The 21,252-nt window shown below is 59.4% G+C and carries 20 protein-coding genes and 2 pseudogenes; 15 read left to right on the top strand and 7 right to left on the bottom strand.

Annotated elements, in window-relative coordinates; genetic code table 11:
* Positions 1-6: 6 nt before the first annotated feature.
* From PQR54_RS06185 to PQR54_RS06150, 8 genes are all read left to right on the top strand, one after another.
* A complete protein-coding gene (locus tag PQR54_RS06185; protein ID WP_408244522.1) occupies positions 7-1,371 on the top strand; it encodes an HlyD family type I secretion periplasmic adaptor subunit in 1,365 nt (454 codons plus the stop codon).
* A 1-nt stretch (position 1,372) separates the two neighbouring features.
* A complete protein-coding gene (locus tag PQR54_RS06180) occupies positions 1,373-2,842 on the top strand; it encodes a TolC family outer membrane protein (protein ID WP_408244521.1) in 1,470 nt (489 codons plus the stop codon).
* A 1,633-nt stretch (positions 2,843-4,475) separates the two neighbouring features.
* On the top strand, positions 4,476-7,145 hold the full coding sequence (locus PQR54_RS06175; protein WP_408244520.1) for a DUF4214 domain-containing protein: 2,670 nt from the start codon (positions 4,476-4,478) through the stop codon (positions 7,143-7,145).
* 125 nt (positions 7,146-7,270) lie between these two features.
* Complete coding sequence (locus PQR54_RS06170; protein ID WP_408244519.1) at positions 7,271-7,534, top strand: hypothetical protein; 264 nt, start codon at positions 7,271-7,273, stop codon at positions 7,532-7,534.
* A gap of 115 nt (positions 7,535-7,649) precedes the next feature.
* Entirely contained in the window at positions 7,650-7,835 is a 186-nt protein-coding gene (locus PQR54_RS06165) for a hypothetical protein (RefSeq protein WP_408244518.1), read from the top strand.
* 43 nt (positions 7,836-7,878) lie between these two features.
* Positions 7,879-8,127, top strand: a complete 249-nt coding sequence (locus PQR54_RS06160) for a hypothetical protein (protein WP_408244517.1) — start codon at positions 7,879-7,881, stop codon at positions 8,125-8,127.
* 25 nt (positions 8,128-8,152) lie between these two features.
* Positions 8,153-8,455 carry a hypothetical protein gene (locus PQR54_RS06155; RefSeq protein WP_408244516.1) on the top strand — a complete coding sequence of 101 codons (303 nt, stop codon included), beginning with the start codon at positions 8,153-8,155 and terminating at the stop codon, positions 8,453-8,455.
* A gap of 540 nt (positions 8,456-8,995) precedes the next feature.
* Entirely contained in the window at positions 8,996-9,733 is a 738-nt protein-coding gene (locus PQR54_RS06150; protein ID WP_408244515.1) for a Crp/Fnr family transcriptional regulator, read from the top strand.
* A 30-nt stretch (positions 9,734-9,763) separates the two neighbouring features.
* Here PQR54_RS06150 and PQR54_RS06145 read toward each other — a convergent pair whose 3' ends face one another.
* From PQR54_RS06145 to PQR54_RS06135, 3 genes are all read right to left on the bottom strand, one after another.
* The gene (locus tag PQR54_RS06145; protein WP_408244514.1) at positions 9,764-10,555 is read right to left on the bottom strand and encodes an EAL domain-containing protein; all 792 of its coding nucleotides are present in this window, start codon (positions 10,553-10,555) and stop codon (positions 9,764-9,766) included.
* A gap of 67 nt (positions 10,556-10,622) precedes the next feature.
* Positions 10,623-11,963, bottom strand: coding sequence for a sensor domain-containing diguanylate cyclase (locus PQR54_RS06140; RefSeq protein WP_408244513.1), 1,341 nt, complete (start codon positions 11,961-11,963; stop codon positions 10,623-10,625).
* Positions 11,960-12,331 carry a PAS domain-containing protein gene (locus tag PQR54_RS06135; RefSeq protein ID WP_408244512.1) on the bottom strand — a complete coding sequence of 124 codons (372 nt, stop codon included), beginning with the start codon at positions 12,329-12,331 and terminating at the stop codon, positions 11,960-11,962. Before PQR54_RS06135 ends, PQR54_RS06140 begins: the two co-directional genes overlap by 4 nt.
* Positions 12,332-12,737: 406 nt before the next feature.
* Here PQR54_RS06135 and PQR54_RS06130 point away from each other — a divergent pair.
* The 4 genes and pseudogenes from PQR54_RS06130 to PQR54_RS06115 all read left to right on the top strand — a co-directional run bounded on the left by PQR54_RS06130 (position 12,738) and on the right by PQR54_RS06115 (position 14,827).
* Positions 12,738-13,041, top strand: a pseudogene (locus PQR54_RS06130) (DUF4148 domain-containing protein).
* Positions 13,042-13,487: 446 nt separating this feature from the next.
* On the top strand, positions 13,488-13,730 hold the full coding sequence (locus tag PQR54_RS06125; protein ID WP_408244511.1) for a hypothetical protein: 243 nt from the start codon (positions 13,488-13,490) through the stop codon (positions 13,728-13,730).
* A 62-nt stretch (positions 13,731-13,792) separates the two neighbouring features.
* The gene (locus PQR54_RS06120) at positions 13,793-14,650 is read left to right on the top strand and encodes an FAD-dependent oxidoreductase (RefSeq protein ID WP_408244510.1); all 858 of its coding nucleotides are present in this window, start codon (positions 13,793-13,795) and stop codon (positions 14,648-14,650) included.
* 30 nt (positions 14,651-14,680) lie between these two features.
* Complete coding sequence (locus PQR54_RS06115) at positions 14,681-14,827, top strand: hypothetical protein (protein WP_408244509.1); 147 nt, start codon at positions 14,681-14,683, stop codon at positions 14,825-14,827.
* A gap of 118 nt (positions 14,828-14,945) precedes the next feature.
* Here PQR54_RS06115 and PQR54_RS06110 read toward each other — a convergent pair.
* Positions 14,946-16,295: pseudogene (locus PQR54_RS06110) on the bottom strand (AAA family ATPase); the annotation flags it as partial.
* A gap of 451 nt (positions 16,296-16,746) precedes the next feature.
* Here PQR54_RS06110 and PQR54_RS06105 point away from each other — a divergent pair.
* Positions 16,747-17,679 carry an MBL fold metallo-hydrolase gene (locus PQR54_RS06105; protein WP_408245001.1) on the top strand — a complete coding sequence of 311 codons (933 nt, stop codon included), beginning with the start codon at positions 16,747-16,749 and terminating at the stop codon, positions 17,677-17,679.
* 114 nt (positions 17,680-17,793) lie between these two features.
* The gene (locus PQR54_RS06100) at positions 17,794-18,252 is read left to right on the top strand and encodes a hypothetical protein (RefSeq protein WP_408244508.1); all 459 of its coding nucleotides are present in this window, start codon (positions 17,794-17,796) and stop codon (positions 18,250-18,252) included.
* A gap of 193 nt (positions 18,253-18,445) precedes the next feature.
* Here PQR54_RS06100 and PQR54_RS06095 read toward each other — a convergent pair whose 3' ends face one another.
* On the bottom strand, positions 18,446-19,336 hold the full coding sequence (locus tag PQR54_RS06095; RefSeq protein WP_408244507.1) for a manganese catalase family protein: 891 nt from the start codon (positions 19,334-19,336) through the stop codon (positions 18,446-18,448).
* Positions 19,337-19,652: 316 nt separating this feature from the next.
* On the opposite strand from PQR54_RS06095, the gene PQR54_RS06090 reads away from it, so the two are divergent.
* Positions 19,653-20,150 carry a YciE/YciF ferroxidase family protein gene (locus tag PQR54_RS06090; RefSeq protein ID WP_408244506.1) on the top strand — a complete coding sequence of 166 codons (498 nt, stop codon included), beginning with the start codon at positions 19,653-19,655 and terminating at the stop codon, positions 20,148-20,150.
* Positions 20,151-20,226: 76 nt separating this feature from the next.
* Here the strand turns inward: PQR54_RS06090 and PQR54_RS06085 are convergent, their stop codons facing one another.
* Complete coding sequence (locus PQR54_RS06085; RefSeq protein ID WP_408244505.1) at positions 20,227-20,634, bottom strand: Hsp20/alpha crystallin family protein; 408 nt, start codon at positions 20,632-20,634, stop codon at positions 20,227-20,229.
* Between the two features lie 25 nt (positions 20,635-20,659).
* Positions 20,660-21,100 (bottom strand): Hsp20/alpha crystallin family protein, encoded by a 441-nt coding sequence (locus tag PQR54_RS06080; protein WP_408244504.1) that lies wholly within the window; start codon positions 21,098-21,100, stop codon positions 20,660-20,662.
* Positions 21,101-21,252 lie beyond the last annotated feature (152 nt).

Here is a 21,252-nt window from a genome sequence, read left to right as displayed (position 1 = left end):
GTTTCCATGTTCAATTTTCAAAGCAAGAAGGCGGCGGTGCCCGCCGTTGAGGTGCTCGGCACTGCATTGCCGCCCGTGGTTGATGTCGACGAATCGCGATACGTGAAACTCGGCTGGACAGTCGTCCTGGTGGGCATCGTGGGTTCGCTGCTATGGGCGTCCTTCGCTCCCCTCAGCAAGGGAACTGCGGTTCAGGGTACGGTGGTCGTGACCGGCAACCGCAAGACAATCCAGCATCCGACGGGCGGCATCATCCGCGAGATTCTCGTGCAGGACGGTGATGAAGTGAAGGCAGGCCAGGTACTCGTCAGGATGAACGACGTTCAGACGAAGTCCCAGGCCGCCACCGTCCGTTCGCAATACCTGACAGAGCTCGCAACGAAGGCACGCCTCATCGCGGAAGCGACGAACGCAAAAGAAATATCGTTTCCGCCCGAGCTGATGGATCGTGTCGCAGCGCATGACGAAGAGGCCGAAGATGATGTCAGGCTGCAACAGCAACTGCTGATCACACGCCGGCTGGCACTGAAAGCGTCGGTCGGCGCGTTGGCGGAAAACATTGCGGGCTATCGCGCCCAGCTGGCAGGCCAGAGCGACTCCCAGGTACAGCAACTGGCAGAGCGCAAGACGCTGCAGGACCAGTTGGCCGGCGTGCGGCAGCTCACGGGCGAGGGGTATGTGCCGCGCAGCAAGCTTCAGGACCTTGAACGCCAGGAGGCCGCACTCAATAGCGACATCGCCAGACAGGCGGGCACCACAGGACAGTTGGCAAGCCAGATGGCCGAAGCACGCCTGCACATCGCGCAGATGCAGGAAGACTACATGAAAGATGTCCGCACCCAGCTTAGCGAGGTGCAGCGCGACACCGAGGCCCTGAAAAGCCGTCTCGCTGAAAGCGAGTTTGAACTCGCCAACACCGAGGTCCGTTCCCCGGTCGACGGAACGGTCGTGGGCGTGAACGTGTTCACCAACGGCGGCACGGTCGCAGCAGGCGCGAAGCTGATGGAGGTGGTGCCCAGCGGCGAACCGCTCGAAGTGGAAGGCCAGTTGCAGGTCAACCTGATCGACAAGGTTCACAAGGGTTTGCCGGTCGACATGATGTTTACCGCCTTCAACCAGAACAGTACGCCGAAGATACCGGGCGCCCTCACCTTTGTATCGGCGGACCGTCTGGTGGATGACCATACGGGCGCACCGTACTACCGGGTTCGCGCGAAGGTTACGCCGCAGGGCATGAAACTGCTGCAGAATCTGAACGTGAGGCCTGGGATGCCTGTTGAGATGTTCGTTAATGCCGGCCAGCGCTCCATGCTCAGCTATCTGCTCAAGCCGCTCATCGATCGCTCGCACACCGCGTTGACGGAGGACTGACGTGCAACGTGTGCTTATAACCATGACGGGACGCAGGTCGATCTCCACCTGCTCGCGGCGGACTATGCGTACGGCGCCCCAACTGCATGCTATCGCGCTTGCAATATCATTCAGTGCAGCGCTGATCGCACCGTGCACAGCGCACGCGCTCGGTCTGGCAGAGGTCTATGACGCTGCGCTAGCTCACGATCCGGTGTTCGCAGCAGCGGCAAAGCAGAAAGAGGCCGATGATGCCAACGTGGCGATTGGCCGCTCATACCTGCTACCGAACGTGTCGGCGAACTACTCCAGGTACCGCGATGTGACCGGTACGACGTATTTTGGACAGCCACAGGGCGACGTTTCGGTCCACCAGGTCTATGGGGCGTATTCAGAGGGTGTTTCACTGCGGCAATCCCTGATCAACTTCGAAGGCATAGCGCGTTATCGTTACGGCAAAGCAACAGCTCTCGCTGGCGATGCGACCTTCGATGACCGTAAGCAGGAACTGCTCGTACGCGTGCTGGGCGCCTATACGGATACCGTCTTTGCTCAGGAGCAGCTATCACTCGCAACGGCTCAGAAAAAGGCGTTTGATGAACAGTTTGCCGGCAACCAGGCGATGTTCCGGAACGGCGAAGGCACGCGCACGGACATCCTGGAGACGAAGTCGAAGTCGGAACTCGCACAGGCAGACGTAGCCGACGCACGCGACGCTGTCGACAATGCAGCACATGCACTCGAAGCAATGACGGGCCTGTCGGCTTCGCTCGACATCGCCGGTCTTGACCGTCTGAAGGATAACTATCGGCCGACGCTGCCGTCGCCCGTTAGCTTCGACGAATGGCGGGATATTGCTCTTGAGAACAACGCCCAGCTGATCGCCGGAAGGCACTCTCTGGAGGCCGCGGGGCAGCAGATGAAAATTGTAAAGGCGGGCTTTTATCCGCGCGTCGATCTGGTCGCCAGTATTGGCAAGAACCAGTCCAATACAGTGGAGACCATCGGCCAGCGCTCCCTGACCAAGGCGATCGGCGTGGAAGTGACAATACCGCTGTATTCAGGCGGCCTTGTGCAGGCCTCGTCGCAACAGGCTCAGGCTAACTATGAGCGGGCGGAGTTCGAGTTGCAGGACAAAACCGACAAGGTGTTACTGGACGTACGCAAGCAGTACAACCTGTGCGTCAGCAGCCTGACACGCATCGATGCGCTCAAGAGTGCAGTAGAGTCCGCCACCCTGCAGATTACGGCTACGCAAAAAAGCGTGCAGGCCGGCATGCGCACGAACCTAGACGTACTGACAGCGACACAGCAGCTATATCAGGCCAAGCGGGATCTGGCGCGCGCGCGTTATCAGTACCTGCTGGCCGAACTGCAACTCAAACGTGCAGCAGGGACACTGATGCCACAGGATCTGTATGAAATCGCGCAGTGGTTCGTTCCATCTGCCCAGATTGCGAATGTTACAAGGTCAATGCCGCTCATACACTAGACATCGACACCCTGCCGGCTCAGTTTTGCGACCGCCTATCGGTTCATCTGCTCAGGCGACGTCTTCTACGGACCCAAGTCGGATGCAAGCGCCCTCCTCGGCATGGACCTTTGCACTGCCGCATTACTGAGCCGACAGCCGCTGCCATTTCGCTTGAAATTGTGCTTGCCCGCACACTCTTCCTTTGTCGTCTGCTCTAAATTAGGAGACCTCTTGCGCATCAGCCAAGCAGTTGGTCAGCTTGCTGCGCACACTCATTGAAATAGACCTATGGCATCTCATTCGAACACCAAGGAAAGAGCGACACGCAAGCGATGTGGTCCGCAATGCTGCATTGTCGGCTGGACCATTGAGCCGGCCTCAGTGCCGGGCCATGTGCGCCTGTCGTTCGCCGTGGCTGGCCAGTCAGGTGACGGCGTCCGTTCATCGAGCACGCGACATTACCTGTTGAAATGCGAGCGGATAGTGGATCTGGTCCGGGAACTCACCGGTACACTGGAACACTCCAACGCCAGTCGGCTGTTAGAGGAGCCGGCGCCTGGGGCCGGCTCACAGGTTCTGGCAGATCCGACCTCTGAGCCAGACGCTCGGGAGCAAGACTCATCCGGACTGCCTAGCCACTTTCTCCTCGGTGCCTACGGCCTCGTCGGTAACTAGTCGCGCAGGTGAATCTATTAAGCGGCCGCTCTTTGCGCCACGCAGCCTTCGTCGGCTTCCAGCTTTCCCCGTAAATCGCTTTGCGACGACCACATCGCGTTCCCGGAACGTTTCCTGGATGCATGTAATTGGCGCGTTTTTCAGCTTCGCATGGCAGTTAACTTCGCCGCAGGTGAGAGAGCCTTTTTGATTGCGTCTCAAGCAAATTCTTCAATCTGTGATAGCCATCACAAGAAATAAAGGGTCGTTGAATTACTATGAACACTGAACGCGGGCCTTTCGGCCCACGTTCACCCCGGTTGGTCAACCGGGAGGTCTCGGATTACCTCAATGGCGACTGACCGTAGTGGTCGCCTGTCTGCACTCTCAGCAGGACCGAGGTTTTGCGCCCACGTATACCACACGTGGGCTTTTTTTATTTCCGCCCCATGTTAAGGCGCCCGCCGATCCCGAGTAATACGCTGCCGCGGAGAGAATTTCAAAGACCCCCTAATTGTGATAGCCGTCACACCTTGTCGTGACACGATGCATTATTTTTGCCTCCCTTGTCGGATACAAGCGGCCATAGCAGCACCCCTTGCCGGCTTGATCTGCGGTTAGACCGTCAGAGCCCTCTAGCACCGCGCGGATCTACTCTAAGTCAGACTGGTTGCGCTCCTGTTTTTCTGCCGCCTTGTTTCCCCTGCCAACTCTATTTCTTCAGGCGCGCGGCCCGTCCGGAAGACTGCATTTCCTCACCTGAATCGTTCGCTGATCTATTTCATACGTTGTGTGCGCAACTTTTATTGGGTATTTGCGAGTTTGTGAGCCACATCACACATTGCATGCGCGAGATATGGAGAATCCGGAATGCGTTGTCGGTGCCGTGGGCTAGGGACTTATTGCCAGTAGCAGGCAAGTCGGCTCCTGCCACAGCATGCAATTGCCGACGCGTCACACGTGTGATTTAGATAAACTTTTTCATGGGAATGTTCAAATGGCCGCATTGTCCTACGCCGAACAAGTACAACAAGCATATCTGGCCTACTACGGCCGCCCCGCTGACCCGGCAGGTCAGCAATACTGGGTTAACCAGCTGACCGCTGCGAACGGCAACCTGAATTCGATCATCAACGCGTTCGGTAATTCGGCTGAGTCGACCGCTCTCTATGGCGGCTCGAGCACGGCCGCGCAAGTCAACGCAATCTATCAAACGCTGTTCGGTCGCGCTGCTGACGTGACCGGTCTGAACTTCTACGTGAAAGGCATCGTCAGCGGTCAATTCACGCTCGCTTCAGTCGCTCTGAACATCTACAACGGCGCAACCGGTACGGACGCAACAGAACTGACTGCAAAGCTGGGCTACGCTGACTCGTTCACCGCAGCGCTGAGCCAGTCGGTTGCTGGTCAAGTCGCTTACTCGGGCAACGCAGCAGCGAACAACGCTCGCGCTGCAGTGGCATCGGTTGTCGACTCGACTTCGCAAGCTACGGCAACCGCAGCTCTGTCGACGACGATCGCGAACATCGGTACGGGCACGGTCGCGCAGACATTCACGCTCACTACGGGTGTGGATACGCTGACGGTTGGTGCAAACACCGTGGTCAACGGCGTGGTAGATCTGTCGAACTCTGTGAACGCACAGAATTCGTTCAATGCAGGCGACACAATCAAGGGCTCGAACGGCGACACGGTCAGCTTGACGATCTCTAACTCGAATGGCCTCCCTTTCACTCTCGCGGCTGCTCAAGTCTCGGGCGTGGACAACCTCGTTGTCCGCAACGTGGACAGCAATGCCGCCGCGAGCGTCGTCACCGTTAATGGCGCAAACTTCCAAGGCTTGAAGTCGGCTACCAGCGCGAATTCGACTGCTGCCGGAGTTACGTTCGACAACTTGTCGAAGGGCACGATGGCTAACGTCACGGGCTCGAACGTGGGTAACACGACGTTCAAGTACAATGGCTTGGCGAAGACCGATGCAGTTACGTTGAACCTGTCGGGCGCACAAGGCGCCACCGCGACAGCCGCTGCTAACATCGTTTTGACGACGGGCTCGGCTGCGGCGGGCGCAGACGTGGCACCGAACGTACTGGTTATCAATGGCGCAGGCAATGTCAGCATCTCTGACTCGTCTGCAACTACCGTCACCGCAAACCTGACGGGCACATCGACCATCGCCGGTCTGAATAGCCCAGCGTTCAAGAGCTTTGACGCATCGGGTTCCACGGGCAACGTCACCATCGATCTGTCGACCGCTACGCTGACATCGACGGCTACTGTCAAGGGTGGCGCAGGTAACGATGTGCTGAAGTTCGGCTCGCTGGCAGCTGCAGGTACCTACACGATCGATGGCGGCGCAGGCACGAACACGCTGGGGATCACCGACCAAGTGATCAGCACGGGCACGACGAACCTCGACACCAACATCAACGCCGCGCTGCATATCAACACACTCGAACTTGATGGTACAGCCGCAACTGGTGACAGCGTTGCGATTAACGCCCTGACGTCGATCACCGACTTTAAGGTGGCCGGTGCGATCATCGGTGCAGCAGGCGCCACAGCAACTGCAACGGCGGCTGCGACCAGTGTTGCAGCAGTGAGCTTCACCGGTGAACTGAACAACCACACGTTCACCATCGCCGCCAACGAAACCGGTGGGGTGGGTGGTGCAGGCTTTTCGAGCGGCAATATCAACGGCGCCAACGGTGGTGATGCAATCTTCGTGGCTCCGCAGATCGACAACGGCAGCAACACGATTGCTTTGACGCTCGGTTCCGCAACAAAGGCCGGTATTACCCTTACCGGCGGTAACGGTGGCGGAGCCGGCACCGGCGGCGTGGCTGGTAACGGCGGTCACGGTGTGGATCTCGGTTCGTTCGAAACCGTGAACTTGACGGCGCTCGGCACAAGCGTCGACACCTTGACCGGCGGCACGGGCGCAACGGCCGGCTACGGCTTGCTGGTTGGTACGAATGCAACGGTCAACCTGACCGGCTCGGCTGATTTGTCGATCAGCAGCATTGGCGGTCAGAACATCTCGTTCAACGCTGCTAACTACACCGGCGCGCTGACGGCGGCGTTTGCTGCAAACACTGGCAACAACTCGTTCGTCGGCGGCAGCGGCGCGAACACGATCACCTTCAACGGTGGCGTAACTTCGGTTGACCTGACGAACTCGGCTGCCAAGGCTGACGTGATCACCCTCATCTCGGCAAGCGGCACTGATGTAACCGCGGGCAAGATTGAGATGATCAAGGGCTTCGGCGTGGGCACCACTGCTGCTGACAAGTTGGCGTTCGGTGGCGCGACGGTGAGCGCTGATCAAGCCGCTGTTACGGCGTCCAGCGTCACTGGTCTGAGCACAACGATGTCGAAGGGTATCGTGTCGTTCTCCGGCTCGGCTGCGACGGCTTCGACCACGACGCTGGCTCAGTTCGTGCAAGCGACCGAAGATGCAATCAACGCGGTAAACGGCGGAGTGGCGAATGCTGGCAAGGTCGCTGCGTTCACGTACAACGGCAACACGTATGTCGTCGAAGAAACGGCTGGCCACACGGGCGGGTACGTCGCTGGTGCCGACCACGTTGTTCAGTTGACCGGCGTGACCGGCGTCACCTCGCTGTCGACCACGACCGCAGGCGCTCACGCAGTCCTCATCGGCTAATCTCCCCCAAAGGAGATGCACCTCTCACGTGAGTGAAAGGTGTCGATAAAAGCTAGACGAACCCCGTCTCCCACAGGGAGGCGGGGTTTTTCGCTTTAATGAAAGCATCCTTTCCAGGTAATTCCATGTCCCTACCCGAATACATCACCCTGAACGGCACGAACTACACCACCGCCAAGCTGTCGGCAGAAGCCCACGCGCAGGTCCAGAACATCCAGCTCGTCGACACCGAAATTGCCCGCCTGCAGCAGCAACTGGCCATTGCGCAGACCGCCCGCAATGCCTACAGCAACGCGCTGGTGTCTGCCGTCAAGGGCGGAGCATCCGAGGTGCGAGCCGCCGAGAAAAAGCCACGTTCGCCACGCAAGCCCCAAGCCAAGGCCGAATGAGACAGGCGAGACTGACGGACCGTCGAAGCGCTGCGGGACGAGAAGTTGCCGGCCAACCTGAATAACCAGGCAAAGTTTCCGCAACAACCCCTTTCGTCTATAACCATTCCACCTCATGCACGATATGCACAGCTTCAACCGGAGCCAGTCGCTTGACTACGAGGCGCATCTGCTGGCGCTATGGAAGACGAACTGGATTCTCATCGACACCCTGAAAACCATTCAGAGGAGTCTGTCCGTGGACGACCCGCAGCAGCGGGCCATCTTCAATCGCATCGAGGAGGCGCTCGAACGAATATGAATCAGACGCTACAGGCACCAGTCCCTGGCATGCCGGAGAACGCATGATGCCGCAGGTACTCATCCCTACGGGGCGCTGGAAGGTTCACGCGGAATCAACGAACGAACAGACCGCCATTCGCTTGATTGGCCGGGCCCTTTCCGGCTCTCTCACGAACGACGTCAGCCGGCACGAAGTTCAGTTGACGCCAGACCAGGCGCAGGAGTTGATTTCCGGACTGAATCTGGCGCTGCTGGAACTCGAACTGCAGCGAACTGCCGACTTGGCCCGGAGCGCCGAGGGCGCCGGATAGCCGCCGTCATCGCTCCCGGATAAACATGTCAGACGCAACGAACCTCACACCGGCGGCGGAAGACGCCCACGCTTCTTCGCCCGTACCGGTCAACGACTGCCAGTTGGCCTCGACGAGCGAGCATGTCGCGATGCGTCTGTCCGCCGAACGGATATCGGACGGTTCTATCGCCGCTGGCGAACACGGCGTCCGGCTGGCGCCGGAGCAGGCACACCAGATGATCCGCGAACTGAGCGCGGCGGTGCTCGCTTCGGACGTAGAACGGCTCGCTGAGACAGGCATCGAAGGTGATGTCGGCATTGAGTCCCACGGCAAGCTCGGTGACTGAAGCCTATCCCCGGTTATCGCCGGGTACGCGTGGATCACTTTGCATCTTGCGCCGGAGAAGCTCGCCACACCGAGAACGCCACCGATCGCAACCCATGCCTCTGGCGGGATGCTCGGCTGAACGATGTTCGGCCACCAGCCGCGCAGGATCGGGATGACGAAATACGCCCCTATCCAAGCGAAGCCGAACAGAATCAAACGGACGGCCGCCATACGTCGGCCAGTGGTCCGCCCTCGCCTCGACCTGCATCGTCTGACTGACCACCGCAGCGTTCGCCTGCTCACGACGCCTCTGCGCCGCGCGAAGCTGCGTTTCCCTCCCGCGGTACCCGAAGACATCAACTAACGCTAGCCTCGCAGACTGGATCGACGCAAATAGGATGTGTCAATCGGCCTGTGGCTGATCCGGTTTCTCCGTATCGATCTGTGTCTATTTTTTGTCATCTTTTACCGCGAAACTGCGAACCGCGAAAGCGTGTGACGAGTCAATCGACCAGCCGTGGGTGTCGGGGAAGATCAGGTCTGAGAACGAGGATGACACATGCCCGGTGTCAAACTCCTGAATTCGGTAACTTTCGGCAGTTACCAAAAGCAAATGAATAAGATAATAGAATTGAAGGCCAGTCTGGCGCAACAGACGCTGTTCGCTACATCGGACGGAAAAACAATTGAGCTTCTTGCGAACGCTGCGCGCGTAGTGAATTTCAAAAGCGGCGCCTATGTGACGTTTCAAGGAGAGGTCGAATCACCGCTGTTGCTCATTCTATCGGGGCAGCTGAGAGTGTCGCGGCTATCGGCGAAAGGCGACGAAGCACCCATCAGCACTGTTTCCGCTGGCGGATCTACGGGAGCGGTTCCAATCATTTCGAACCGGCCAAGTAACGTCAATGTGATAGCCAATCGCGAGAGCACGGTAGCAATGATAGGCCGGAGGCTGGCTCGCCAAGTACTTTGTGAGCCTCTAGTGTCAGTCGCGCTGAACGGTCTTCTCGCGTCTTTAGTTGGACGTCTCGTCCATTGCCAAAGCAGGCGTGAATTCCCGCGCGCCGCTGCGCGCGTAGCTGCGGTAATCATTGACGAACTGGATCTGGCTGCTGACTTGGATGCAGCGTCGGCTGAACCGCCAAGTCACGCGACAATTGCTGCGATGGCAAAGGTGAGCCGTGAGACAGTTTCACGGGTGCTTTCGTCTTTAGAACTTCGAGGTCTCATTGCCAGGGAGGGCCGCCGTATCCGCGTTCTCGACCCAAATGCATTGCGCGCACTGGGCAATGGATAGGTTGAAGCTTCTGCACGACCGTATTTGCGGTTACGGAAAATACGCGGACTTATCGATTTCCGGAATTGATTTGAAACCGGGCTTCGCGAAGAAGTAGCCTTGCATGAGGCTGACATCATGTGCAACAAAGAAGTCACGCTCACCTCTGGTTTCGATGCCCTCTGCGACCACGCGGATGCCGAGGTCGTGACACATCGAAAGAACGCCTCGCACGATGCGCTGGCGCACCGAATCCGTGTCGATGCCGCGAAGAAGTCCCATGTCGAGCTTGATGATGTCAGGCTGGAAATCCACCAGTAGAGCAAGTCCTGAATAACCGGCGCCAAAATCATCAATCGCGGTCAGGAATCCAAATTTCTTGTATGCCTTGAAAATGTCGACCAGATGGGTACGGTCGGCCAGATGCTCACCCTCGACCGTCTCGAAGATGATTCTTTCAGTCGGGAAGCCATGCTTCTGCGCAGCGTCCAGGGTGCTCCTTATGCATACCTCTGGCTTGTACACCGCGTTAGGCATGAAATTTATGGAGAGGAACGTGTCCAGACCTAGCGCGGCTGCACTAGCGATAGCAACCTTCCGACACTGTTGGTCAAACTGATATTTGTTTGCGTCATCGATTTGCGACAGCACCGTATGCGCGGATTCCCCGTTCGCACCACGCACGAGCGCCTCACAGGCGAACACGGCCCTGGTGCTCAAGTCGACGATGGGCTGAAATGCGAAATCAATCTCAACAGGCAACGGCGTTGTATCCCTACACGCAGAACATCTTTGAGATTGTACGGCCATGTCGTCGTGGCTATGAATTTTGAAGGGATCCATTTCTAATTAACGCGTACATGGTTTGCTGATTGCAATTGTGTCCATTGGTCCCGTCGCCGGGCGGCTGTCAATTTTGCGACGCATTACCTTCATCGCAGGCGGTACAGGCTGCGTCCGCTGGCTCCAAAACTTCAGCACGGACTCGGTTCCGCCCGGCTCTTTTCGCGTCATATAGCGCGCGGTCAGCAGCGGCTAGCAAACCTTGGAGTGTCGGGTTTGCCTGGCTCAGCGTTGCCACGCCAAGACTGATCGTCGCTTTCAGTTGTCCAACCGCTGTGTCGATTCGCGCCCGCTCGACCGCAACGCGCAGTCGGTCAGCGATCGCCATTGCCTCGCCGGTCGCCGTAGACGGCAGCATCAGAATGAATTCCTCACCACCGAGCCTCGCGACAGTGTCGGACGCCCGTACCAGCCCCTTTGCTTCGTCAGCAATCCGCTTCAACACGGCATCACCGGCCTGATGCCCGGCCGTATCGTTTATACGCTTGAAATGATCCGCGTCCAGCATGACGACCGACAATGGACGACTATGTTTTTTGGCACGAGCGACTTCTACTTCCGCACTTTCGAAGAAGTGCGCGCGGCTTGATACGCCGGTCAGATGGTCGGTCGTAAGCAGACGCTCTAGGTTATCGCTGGTTACCTTGCGCTCCGTGACGTCTCTCAGGACCACCGAATACCCGGTGATATCACCCTCCTCCTCACGCAGTACAGCGACGAGCACCTGCCCCCAGTAGCGTCGGCCGGTGCGGGTCTCGCACCAGCACTCCTCCACATGCCAACCCTCGTCACGCGTTAGCGCGATGTGCTCGGGGGAACGGTGCAGAACAATCTCGTCGCGAGCGTAGAAACGCGAGAGCGTGCGGCCCACGACATCCGCCTCACCGAAGTCAGTCAACTGTTCAACCGATGAATTCCAGCTTTCGACGCAGCCCTGGGCGTCGAGCGTAAAGAATGCAAAGTCGTTGACACTTGTATAGAGTCCAGCGAGCCATGACTCCGTCTGCCGCGCTCGACGCTCGGCAGCGACCTGTCGGGAAATGTCCGTCAAAACCGTCATCAACAGATTGGCGCCCACCTTGATGATGGAACATGCCAGAACTACCGCGCCGTTCCCGGCTGGCGTTACAAACACCCGGTGGTTTTCACACACAGGGCCGCGCTCAGCGTCAAAACTGGCTACCAGGTTACGCAACTCCGGGGCGACCGACGCCAGGCTGTCGAATATGTTCTCGATGCTCCCAGTTTTTACCAGAGGCATGAGCAGCTGGGCCGCAAGAGGATTCATCATGTCAACGGCGCCTGATTTGTCGCTGCGGACAATCCCGACCGGGGACAAATACATGAACGAGAGTAACGCCTCGTACTCGGACTCGAGGTCGTTCGCGTCTGTGTCCGGCGCGCTCAATTTGTCGCCTTCCGTTCAATCAGGACGAACCGGGTCGCGCAGCCCCGCGCCTTTAGCAGCCTTAGCCGCACCGGGGTCGGGCGCATGCGCAAGGTCAGGACGTAGGGAACGATATCGTCAAGTACGTCCTCGTCATCGAAGCGCTGCGCAACCATGAAGTTGTTCATGCACGGCGCTACCTCTTCAAAGAAATGTTTCCCTAACACTCGCTGCGGACTCAATCCCGCATTCCCCGATTCGGTGGCGTTGTAGAGCGTGACAATAGCATCCGGCGCAAAGCCTATAACGCCGAATGGCAACCCGTCCAGCCACTCAACATCCGCCTCTACAAGCTCTGTTATCGGCACCGTTTCGAATTTATTGCTCACTTTATCTCCAAGCGAGGCATCACCTCACCGAGTTGACCCGTCTCAGCCATTTGGTCAGTCATCCAGTCGGGCCCAGATTACCGCAAATCGCGGCGCTTTTCGAAACGCGACGAAATTTGCTCCCGTAGACGTTATCGACCGGTTAGCGTAAAACTTTAGCGCGGGATTTCATCACACACGTCGTGTCAAACTGGGGACTCGTACAAGCTGACGGAAAGCGCGTCAGGCCGACATGATCAACCGCGTATCCCACAGCGCGGTATGACTGGGCGCTGTTACCGAATCTTGCAACAGTCCCCTCCGGACATGGTCCTTATTCTCAAGCTTCTACCTACCTAGACTGTAGCCACTGATCGCGAACAGGGCTGTTCGTAGCAGGACCAAACAAAGTCTGGAGGTAAGTACCATGAAGTCCCTGATTCAAGCTGTTGTTGTGGCAGTTGCCCTTGCTGCTCCGCTTGCCGGGTTCGCTCAATCGAACCAGCCTCTCACCCGTGCGCAAGTGCTTGCTGAACTCGTTCAGCTTGAGCAGACCGGCTGGCGGCCCGCTGCTGGTGCCGATCTATCCGGACGACATCCGGGCCGCCCTGGCCAAGGTCGCTGCGCAGAACGGCGCAACAGGCGTCGGCGGCGTCGGGAGTGGCTCGTCCGATGCGGAACGCCCGGCCGTTTCGAAGGCCGACTGGGACACGATGTACAACCACCCGTAATGGTTTGATGCGCAGATGCCGGCGGGATGGAAGGCGTGCCTATGCGGTACATCGCGAAGCCACCCGAGCAGGTTCCCGCATATATGGGTGTCTGCATCGCGGCGCTTAGCCGTGCGCTTCTTCGGGCACGCATCGACGTGTTCGCCGCGATCGCAGAAATCCGACACGTCCTGGCAGGAACGTGGAAGAAGCGCAGTCGGCGGAAGCCTAACCTTGATTGATGAATACGTCCCGTCAACAGCCCAACGGAATGCCCGCACCACGCGATTTTTCCGCACCAGGCGGAGGTTCTTGCGTGCCGTAGCACCGATCAACGGATGCTCATCGTATTCTCCTTTCTTTAGTCGGACAGGCACTAGACTGCAATCATCTGTGCGTGATCTCCGTACGAGACTTTCACGCGACGTGACTCCGTGACTACGTTCGCCACTTATGAGGGCAAGCCCATGTCGAAGTCCATTCAAACGGCCGAACAGATTCGCGACGAAACACAACGGCGCGTCGAACAGCTTGCCGCCGACGCCCCCCACCATCTGCGAGTCCGCGTGCCGCTGCCCGAACGGCATCCGCCCGACGCCTCCGGCCGCAACTGGGACATGCTCGCGCTCAGTGAGAGCGGCACCGACTATCTTCGACAGGTCAGGCGTGTCATCGAGGACATGCGTACTGAGTTCGTTTTGCCGGATTGAGGCGAACGTGCGTGACGGTTGACCACACACATGCCCCGAACACACACATGGGCGAGGCACACATGGTCAAGATCTATGGACGCATGCGGTCGGCGGAAGGCTATGCGATCCGCGATTTTCTGCATCGTTGCGACATTCCCTTCGAGTGGATCGAACTCAACAGCGATGAAGAGGCGGTGGAACTCGCGCACGTGCAGCACCGTCGCGACTCGCGCCTGCCGGTATGCGAGTTTCACGACGGCACGCGACTCGAATGTCCGACCGTCCGGCAGATCACCGAAAAGCTCGGCTGGTTCCGCAGCCCGTCACGTTCGGAATACGATCTCGCGATCTATGGCGCCGGGCCGGCCGGTCTGAGCGCCGCGGTCTACGGTGCTTCCGAGGGATTGCGCACGGTGCTGGTGGAGCGCTGGGCCGTCGGTGGACAGGCCGGCAGCACGTCGAAGATCGAGAACTACCTGGGGTTTCCGGACGGCGTCAGCGGAACGGAGCTCGCCGAGCGAGCCCGCGATCAGGCAGTCCGCTTCGGCGCGGAAATCCTGCTGGCCCGTGCCGGCGTGCGCGCGGATTTTTCGACGGGCAACGGTATCGTCTATCTGGAAGACGGTACGCGGATCACGGCACGCACGTCGGTGTGCGCAACAGGCGTCGCGTACCGGCGGCTCGAATTGCCAGACGAAGCGCGCTTCAGCGGCGCGGGTGTGTACTACGGCGCGGGGGCGAGCGAGGCGTCGCTGATCCGCGGCGAAGACGTGTACATCGTGGGCGGCGGCAATTCGGCGGGGCAGGCCGCGATGCATTTTTCCCAGTACTGCAATCGCGTCACGATGGTGGTGCGCGACACGTCGCTGAAAAGCACACTGTCGCAGTACCTGATCGACCGTATTTCATCCGCGTCGAACATCGAGGTGCTGACCTGAACGGCCGTTACCGCATTGCACGGCGACGACGTGCTGCGCGAAATCACGCTGACCGATCGGCGCAGCGGCGCAGCGCGACCGGTCAAGACGAATTGGCTCTTCGTTTGCATTGGCGGCCTGCCGCAGACCGAGTGGGCCAAAGAAGTGGGCGTGGCGCGCGATGAGGCGTTCCATTGAACCCGGCGAAGCGTGGATATGGTGCTATCGCGACGAGATGATCGCGGGAGAAGTGGCACTGTAAGCGGTTACGGCCGGCGGTGTCGACTCCGCCGGCCGTAGCCGTCGTTTCCGAGCCTCAGGCCGGGGCTTCGGCGGCTTTCCTGGCTTCTTCTTCGGTCGATTCCTGCGCCGCCTGCTTCCTCACGCGTACGGCGTTTTCGCTGGCATCCCAGCGGATTTCGACGGCATCGCCGCTGCGCACATCCCCTCGCAACAGCGAGTCGGCGAGTTCCGATTCCACTTCCAGACGGATCTTGCGCTTCAACATCCGCGCGCCGAACTCGGGATCGTATCCAACTCTCGCCAGATGATCGCGCAGCGCGTCGTCGAACGACAGCTCGATACCCTGCGCTGCCGCCGTGCGCTGCACGCGCTGAAGCTGCAGGTCGACGATCCGGCGGATCTGGTCCCTGCCGAGCGCATGGAACACAACCACTTCATCGACACGGTTCAGGAACTCCGGCTTGAAGTGATGCCGCAGGACTTCCATCAGCCGGTCGCGCAGCGCGGGATAGTCGAGCTGTTTCGAATCGGCTTTCATGTTGTCCTGAATCATCTGCGAGCCGATGTTGCTGGTAGCGATGATCACGGTATTGGTGAAATCCACGAGCCGTCCCTTGCCGTCCGTCAGACGTCCTTCGTCGAATAGTTGCAGCAGGATGTTGTGCACTTCGGAATGGGCCTTTTCGATCTCGTCGAGCAGCACGACACTGTATGGGTGGCGCCGCACGCGCTCGGTCAACTGGCCGCCTTCTTCGTAGCCCACATAGCCGGGAGGCGCGCCGACGAGACGGGCCACCGTGTGGCGTTCCGAGTATTCGCTCATGTCGATGCGCACCAGCGCGTTCTCGTCGCCGAAAACCGCGGCGGCGAGCGCCTTGGCGAGTTCGGTCTTGCCGACGCCGGTCGGTCCGAGAAAGAGAAAGCTGGCGATCGGCTTGCCCGCTTCCGTCAATCCCGCCCGTGAAAGTCGCACGGCCTTCGATACGGCCGTTACGGCTTCGTCCTGGCCGACAACGCGTTCCCTCAAACGGTCTTCCAGACGCAGCAGCTTTTCGCGATCCTCGGCCGTGAGTTCGGACACCGGCACGCCGGTCAGCGAGGACACGATCTGCGCGATGTCTTCCGCCCCGACTTCCTGCGAACTGGTGCCACGTTCCTTCTTCCAGGCCTCGGTCGACTCATTCAGACGCGTTTGCCCGGCCTTGATTTTCTCCTGCAGTTCCTTCGCCTTGTCGAACTGTTTGGCCGCGCTCGCCGAGTCCTGCGCCTGGCGCAGACGACGGACAGTGGCCTCGATTCCCTGCAGCGCCTGCGGTCGCGAGTTCGACGAAATGCGCACGCGAGCCGCAGCCTGGTCGAGCAGGTCGATGGCCTTGTCGGGCAGGAAGCGGGCGGCGATATAGCGATCCGACAGCTTCAACGCGCCGTCCCGCTGCCCGCGGGTATCGATCTCGATCGGGCTGAGGCCAGATTCGAAAACGGCGCGTTGACGCTGCGCCTCCCCAAAGCGGCCGGAGAACCGGCAGACAGGCAGCGCATCGAGATCAATAACGCAATCCGCACTTTGCGCTGACGCCTATCGTGAAACGACTCGTCAGCTTCCGGTCATCCGCTGGCTGCATCACTTCCGGCGCCTGCATATCCGTTTCGAGCGCCGTGCTGACATTCAAGACTCTCCTCGAAGTCGTCGATTGTTGCCGTTCGGACAACACGCTGAGCACGTTCGCGACGCTACTGGCGTTCACCCCCGCTGGCTAGAATCAGTCTCACGGTCGTGTCGAAATGCGAGCAACACGAAGCACGCGATATTCATGCTCGTGTTCGTAACCGCGCCGCCCAGTGCTGCTTACCCACCGATCAAGAGGACTATTGCCATGAGCGAAACAACCTGTAACGTGCGCCCTGTCACCGCCAAGCTTGGCAAAGAAGGTTCAGGCGAACTCGCGTCATCCCGCTACGCCGTGCGCGTGGGTGAGGTGGATGTGGTGCTGATCAGCGACGGCGTCCTGCCGCTGCCGACCTCCACAATGTCCACCAACGTGAGCGAAGCGGACCGCAACGAATGGTTCGATGGGCGTTTCCTGCAACGTGACATGTTCGACTGGGCGCTGAATGTCGCGCTCGTGCGCAGCGGCGAACGCCTGATCCTGATCGACTCGGGCGTGGGCGACGGTTTCGAATACTTCGCGCGCGCCGGTCGGTCGGTGATGCGCCTGGAATCGGCTGGCATCGACCTGGCTGCGATCACCGACATCGTCATTACGCATATGCACATGGATCACGTCGGCGGGCTGAACGTCGATGGCGTCAAGGCCAAGCTGCGTCCGGACGTGCGCATTCACGTGTCGGCCGCGGAAGTGGAGTTCTGGAAAAATCCGGACTTCAGCAAGACGGTGATGCCGGAAACGGTTCCTCCCGCACTCCGCAAGGCTGCTGCAAAATTCGCGGAAATCTATTGCGAAAACATCGTGTGCTTCGATCAGACCGTGGAAGTCGCAGCGGGCGTGTCGGCCCGCGTGACAGGTGGACACACGCCGGGGCACTGCGTCGTGGACATCGCATCGAACGGCGAGAAGCTGACGTTCGTAGGCGACGCGATTTTCGAGGTCAACTTCGACAATCCCCGATGGCAAAATGGCTTCGAGCACGAGCCTGAGATGGCTGCGGATGTGCGTATCGCGCTGCTCAACGAAGCCGCCGAAACTGGCGCTCTGCTGGCCGCGGCGCATGTCGCGTTCCCGTCTATTGGTCACATTGCAAAGAACGGTGAGAGCTTCCGTTTCGTGCCGGTGCAGTGGGACTACTGATCGATGATCGACTATCAACCGTCGCCGTATAGATCGCACTGACGATGGTCAAAGAAACGCCATGAGTTCACGAGACTCGCGGCGGCTCTTTGCAAAGGATCCCCATCGGTCCGCATGCCGATGTTCGAGCGCCAGACGTGCCGGCGCCGCTTCAACCGCACGATCAATACGCCGCCGCGAAGCACCTTGAGAAGAATCGATCTCTTCGTGTGCGGCTGTCGCAACCGGTTTCATTCCTTGATGCAGCCGAACTGGACAACTCCGCTTGCCGGGCACTGCCATTGCTGCGTAGCAGGAACACACAAGGAGAAAGCCATGAAGTCCGAACCTTCAGACCCGGTTGAGCGTGCCGATCAACGCCGGGAAGCACTTGGTGACGGAGACGTCACCCAGAAACCCGACGGTACTATCGAACAGCGTCCTCACGGGAATATGGACGAGACCTTGGTACCAAAGGGAAAAGACCACCCCGAAGAAGGTCCGTACGTGCCGGAGCACGACGGGGTTGACCCGGACACCAGCCCCGACGCCAGCAGCGATCATCCCCGGGGCAAGTCAGACCTCGGAGCCTGATCCTCCGATGAAATCGGCTCGCTACGCGACGCCCGTCGCTACCCGTCCGTAGCCGTAGCGAGTCTGCCTCCAGACGAGACGCCAGCGTTTTGCCACGGTCCCGGGCACTCGAATGGCGTTATCCAGACTGATTTGAGGTCTGTTGATCGCCGGCGAAAAGACGCCGGCGATCCGCCAGTCGCTGCGGACTACCTTACTTCGTGACTGCCTCATCCTGCTGCCCCGCGCCAAGGTCGGCGCCGGTGACCGGGTCTATGTGGGTTGCAGAGGCTGTCCGCGATGCCATCGCGCTCAGCACCTCGACATCGTCCTGTGACACCTGGACGGTGGCGAGGCCATCACCACCATCGACCGCGGGTTGCGGCTGCTCGACAAAGTCCCATCCCGGACCTTCGTTCCATGGACCGCGCGGCGCGTCCTCACCGCCGTCGGACATGTTGTAATAAACGTTTGTAAATTCAGGAAGGCCAGGCAATTTCCCTTGCGGAAAATTCGGCTGGATCGAATGCAGCGCTTTCTCAAACGATTTCTGGTGCGCAATCTCACGCGTCATCAGGAAGCCGAGCGCTTCCTTGATACCCGGATCATCGGTCACATTGATCAGGCGTTCGTAGACGATCTTTGCACGGGCTTCCGCAGCAATGTTCGATCGCAGATCCGCTGTCGGCTCGCCGATGGTGTCGATATACGCCGCGGTCCATGGCACGCCCGCCGAGTTCGTCAGCGCCGGGCCGCCACCGTAGAGCAGCGCGGTCGTATGCGAGTCGTTACCGCCGCCCGTCAGTGAGCGATAGAGTTCCGCTTCCTTCTCGACGCCTTCTGCGAGTTGTCCCTTCGCGCCCTTGTTAAGCATGGCGACGATGGAGCCGATGATTTCAAGGTGACTGAGTTCTTCGGTCGCGATATCGAACAACATGTCGCGCCGGCCCGGATCGTCCTCGCTTACTGCCTGCGTGAAATATCTGCACGCGGCGGCCAGTTCGCCCTGCGGCCCGCCAAACTGTTCGAGCAGGAGATTCGCAAGGCCGGGATTTGGTGCCGCTACACGGACGGTGTATTGGAGTCGCTTGTTGTGAACAAACATCGCATCTCTCCGAAAAGTAATGTGGATTCCGTCAGCAACCCTCCCCGCGCAGCAGGGAAGACGTCCGACAGGTTGTCTCATTGGAAATCAGGCAAGGGCGATGACGAACGCATGCGCGGAATGTCCCAGTCCCCTGGTCTCAGAGCGATCGCTCCGGCGTAACGTGCGCACAGGAACGCAACGGAAATAGGCCTGCGACCTTCAGCTTCGCATGCGTCGTGCCCGAAGAGCGGGCCGGCGCCTGGCAATCGAGGCCGCCTTGCCCGGGCACATCCGTTGCGAAATCAGGGATTCCTACAACCGAAGGGAGTCCATCATGGTCCAACGCAAGACAGTCGACGATCTGTTTGTTCACATGCTGTCCGATATCTATAGCGCGGAAAAGCAACTCACCAAGGCACTGGCCAAGCTGGCGCGGGCAGCGTCAGATCCCAAGCTGAGCGACGCGTTCAAAACGCACCTGGAGGAAACGCAGGGACAGGTCGAGCGCATCGATCAGGTCGTGGACGTCTGCGGCATCCGCCTTAAGAGAATGAAATGCGTTGCTATGGAAGGACTCATCGAGGAGGGAGCGGAGCTGATCGACGAGATAGAAAAAGGCCCGGTTCTGGACGCGGGGCTGGTAGCCGCAGCGCAGAAAGTCGAGCACTACGAGATCGCGGCCTATGGCAGCCTGTGTGCGATCGGCAAGCAGCTTGGATTCACCGAGGGAATCAAGCTGCTTCAGGCGACCCTTGAAGAGGAAAAGGCAACTGACCTCAAGCTTTCCGAGTTTGCAGAAAAGGCGGCTAACGCGAAGGCGACAGCCGCCTGATAAAGCTGCATCATTCAGGGCTCGCAGGGGCGGTGCGATAGAGTTACATTCCCGCCCCCCGCGGCCTGCAGAACGCCTAGCCTACGGCAACCTCAATGCGTCGCGGCCGAGCCTCTTCGCGACGTGGAATGACCAGCTTCAATACACCATCCTTGAGATTCGCTTCGATCTTCGACGTATCGAACTCCGGCCCAAGAGTGAATGAACGTGCAAAATCCGGCACGCGAATTTCAGCGTGCTGTAGCCGTAGCCCTGCCGGGGTCGGCACGTTGGCGGATGCCTCGATACGCAGATTGCCGTCCTGCACCCTGATCTCCAGATTATCTTTCTCCACGCCCGGCAAATCCGCCCACAAAGTCACGCCGTGTACGTCCTCGATGACATCGACGGCCGGATTCAACGTCAGACGTTTTTCCGCGCGGCCTGGCTCTGCGGTGCTTGCCGTCCTGGCCTCGGGGCGCGTAAGTTGGGTGGTATCGCTCATGATCAACTCCTCTGCGTTGTCTCTGTTACTGGACGGTAATCGCACGCGGTTTCGAGGACTCGCGCTTGCCGATACTGATGCTCAGGCAGCCGTTGAGATAACGGGCCTCCACCCGGTCAGGATCAGCATGCTGGGGAAGCTCGATCACCCGGCGGAACTGCCCGCTGAACCGTTCCCGCGCGTAATGACGCGTTGCCTCGCCGTCTGCGCGCGCCGCTGAGGGCCGCTCGCCGGCAATGGTAAGCAGACCCTTGTCGATGGATACTTCCAGTTGCTTCGGGTCGATGCCGGGCGCGAAGGCGACGATCTCGATGGTGTCATCGGTCGTGCCGACGTTGACCTGCGGGAAGGCCGACAGGCGATCGGTCCGGATACTCGAAGGGTTGCCGCTGAACAGCGCCGCCATCTGCTGATGCAGACGATCGAACTGGCTGAACAGGTCGGTCGTGAAGTAGAGATCACTCATGGTCGTTTCCTCGGAAAAATGCGGCGGAGGAGACGGACGGGCCTACGCGCTCCAGTCCGTCTACCCCACTGCGGGCAAACAAATCGAAACACGCAGCGCGCGATGCTCGGTTCGCGCGACTGCCTGAGCGAAATGAAAAATAGACCTTGCCG

This window comes from Paraburkholderia phytofirmans, assembly GCF_046028095.1.
GTDB classification, from domain to species: domain Bacteria; phylum Pseudomonadota; class Gammaproteobacteria; order Burkholderiales; family Burkholderiaceae; genus Paraburkholderia; species Paraburkholderia phytofirmans_A.
This window is presented reverse-complemented; position numbering and strand designations above follow the sequence as displayed.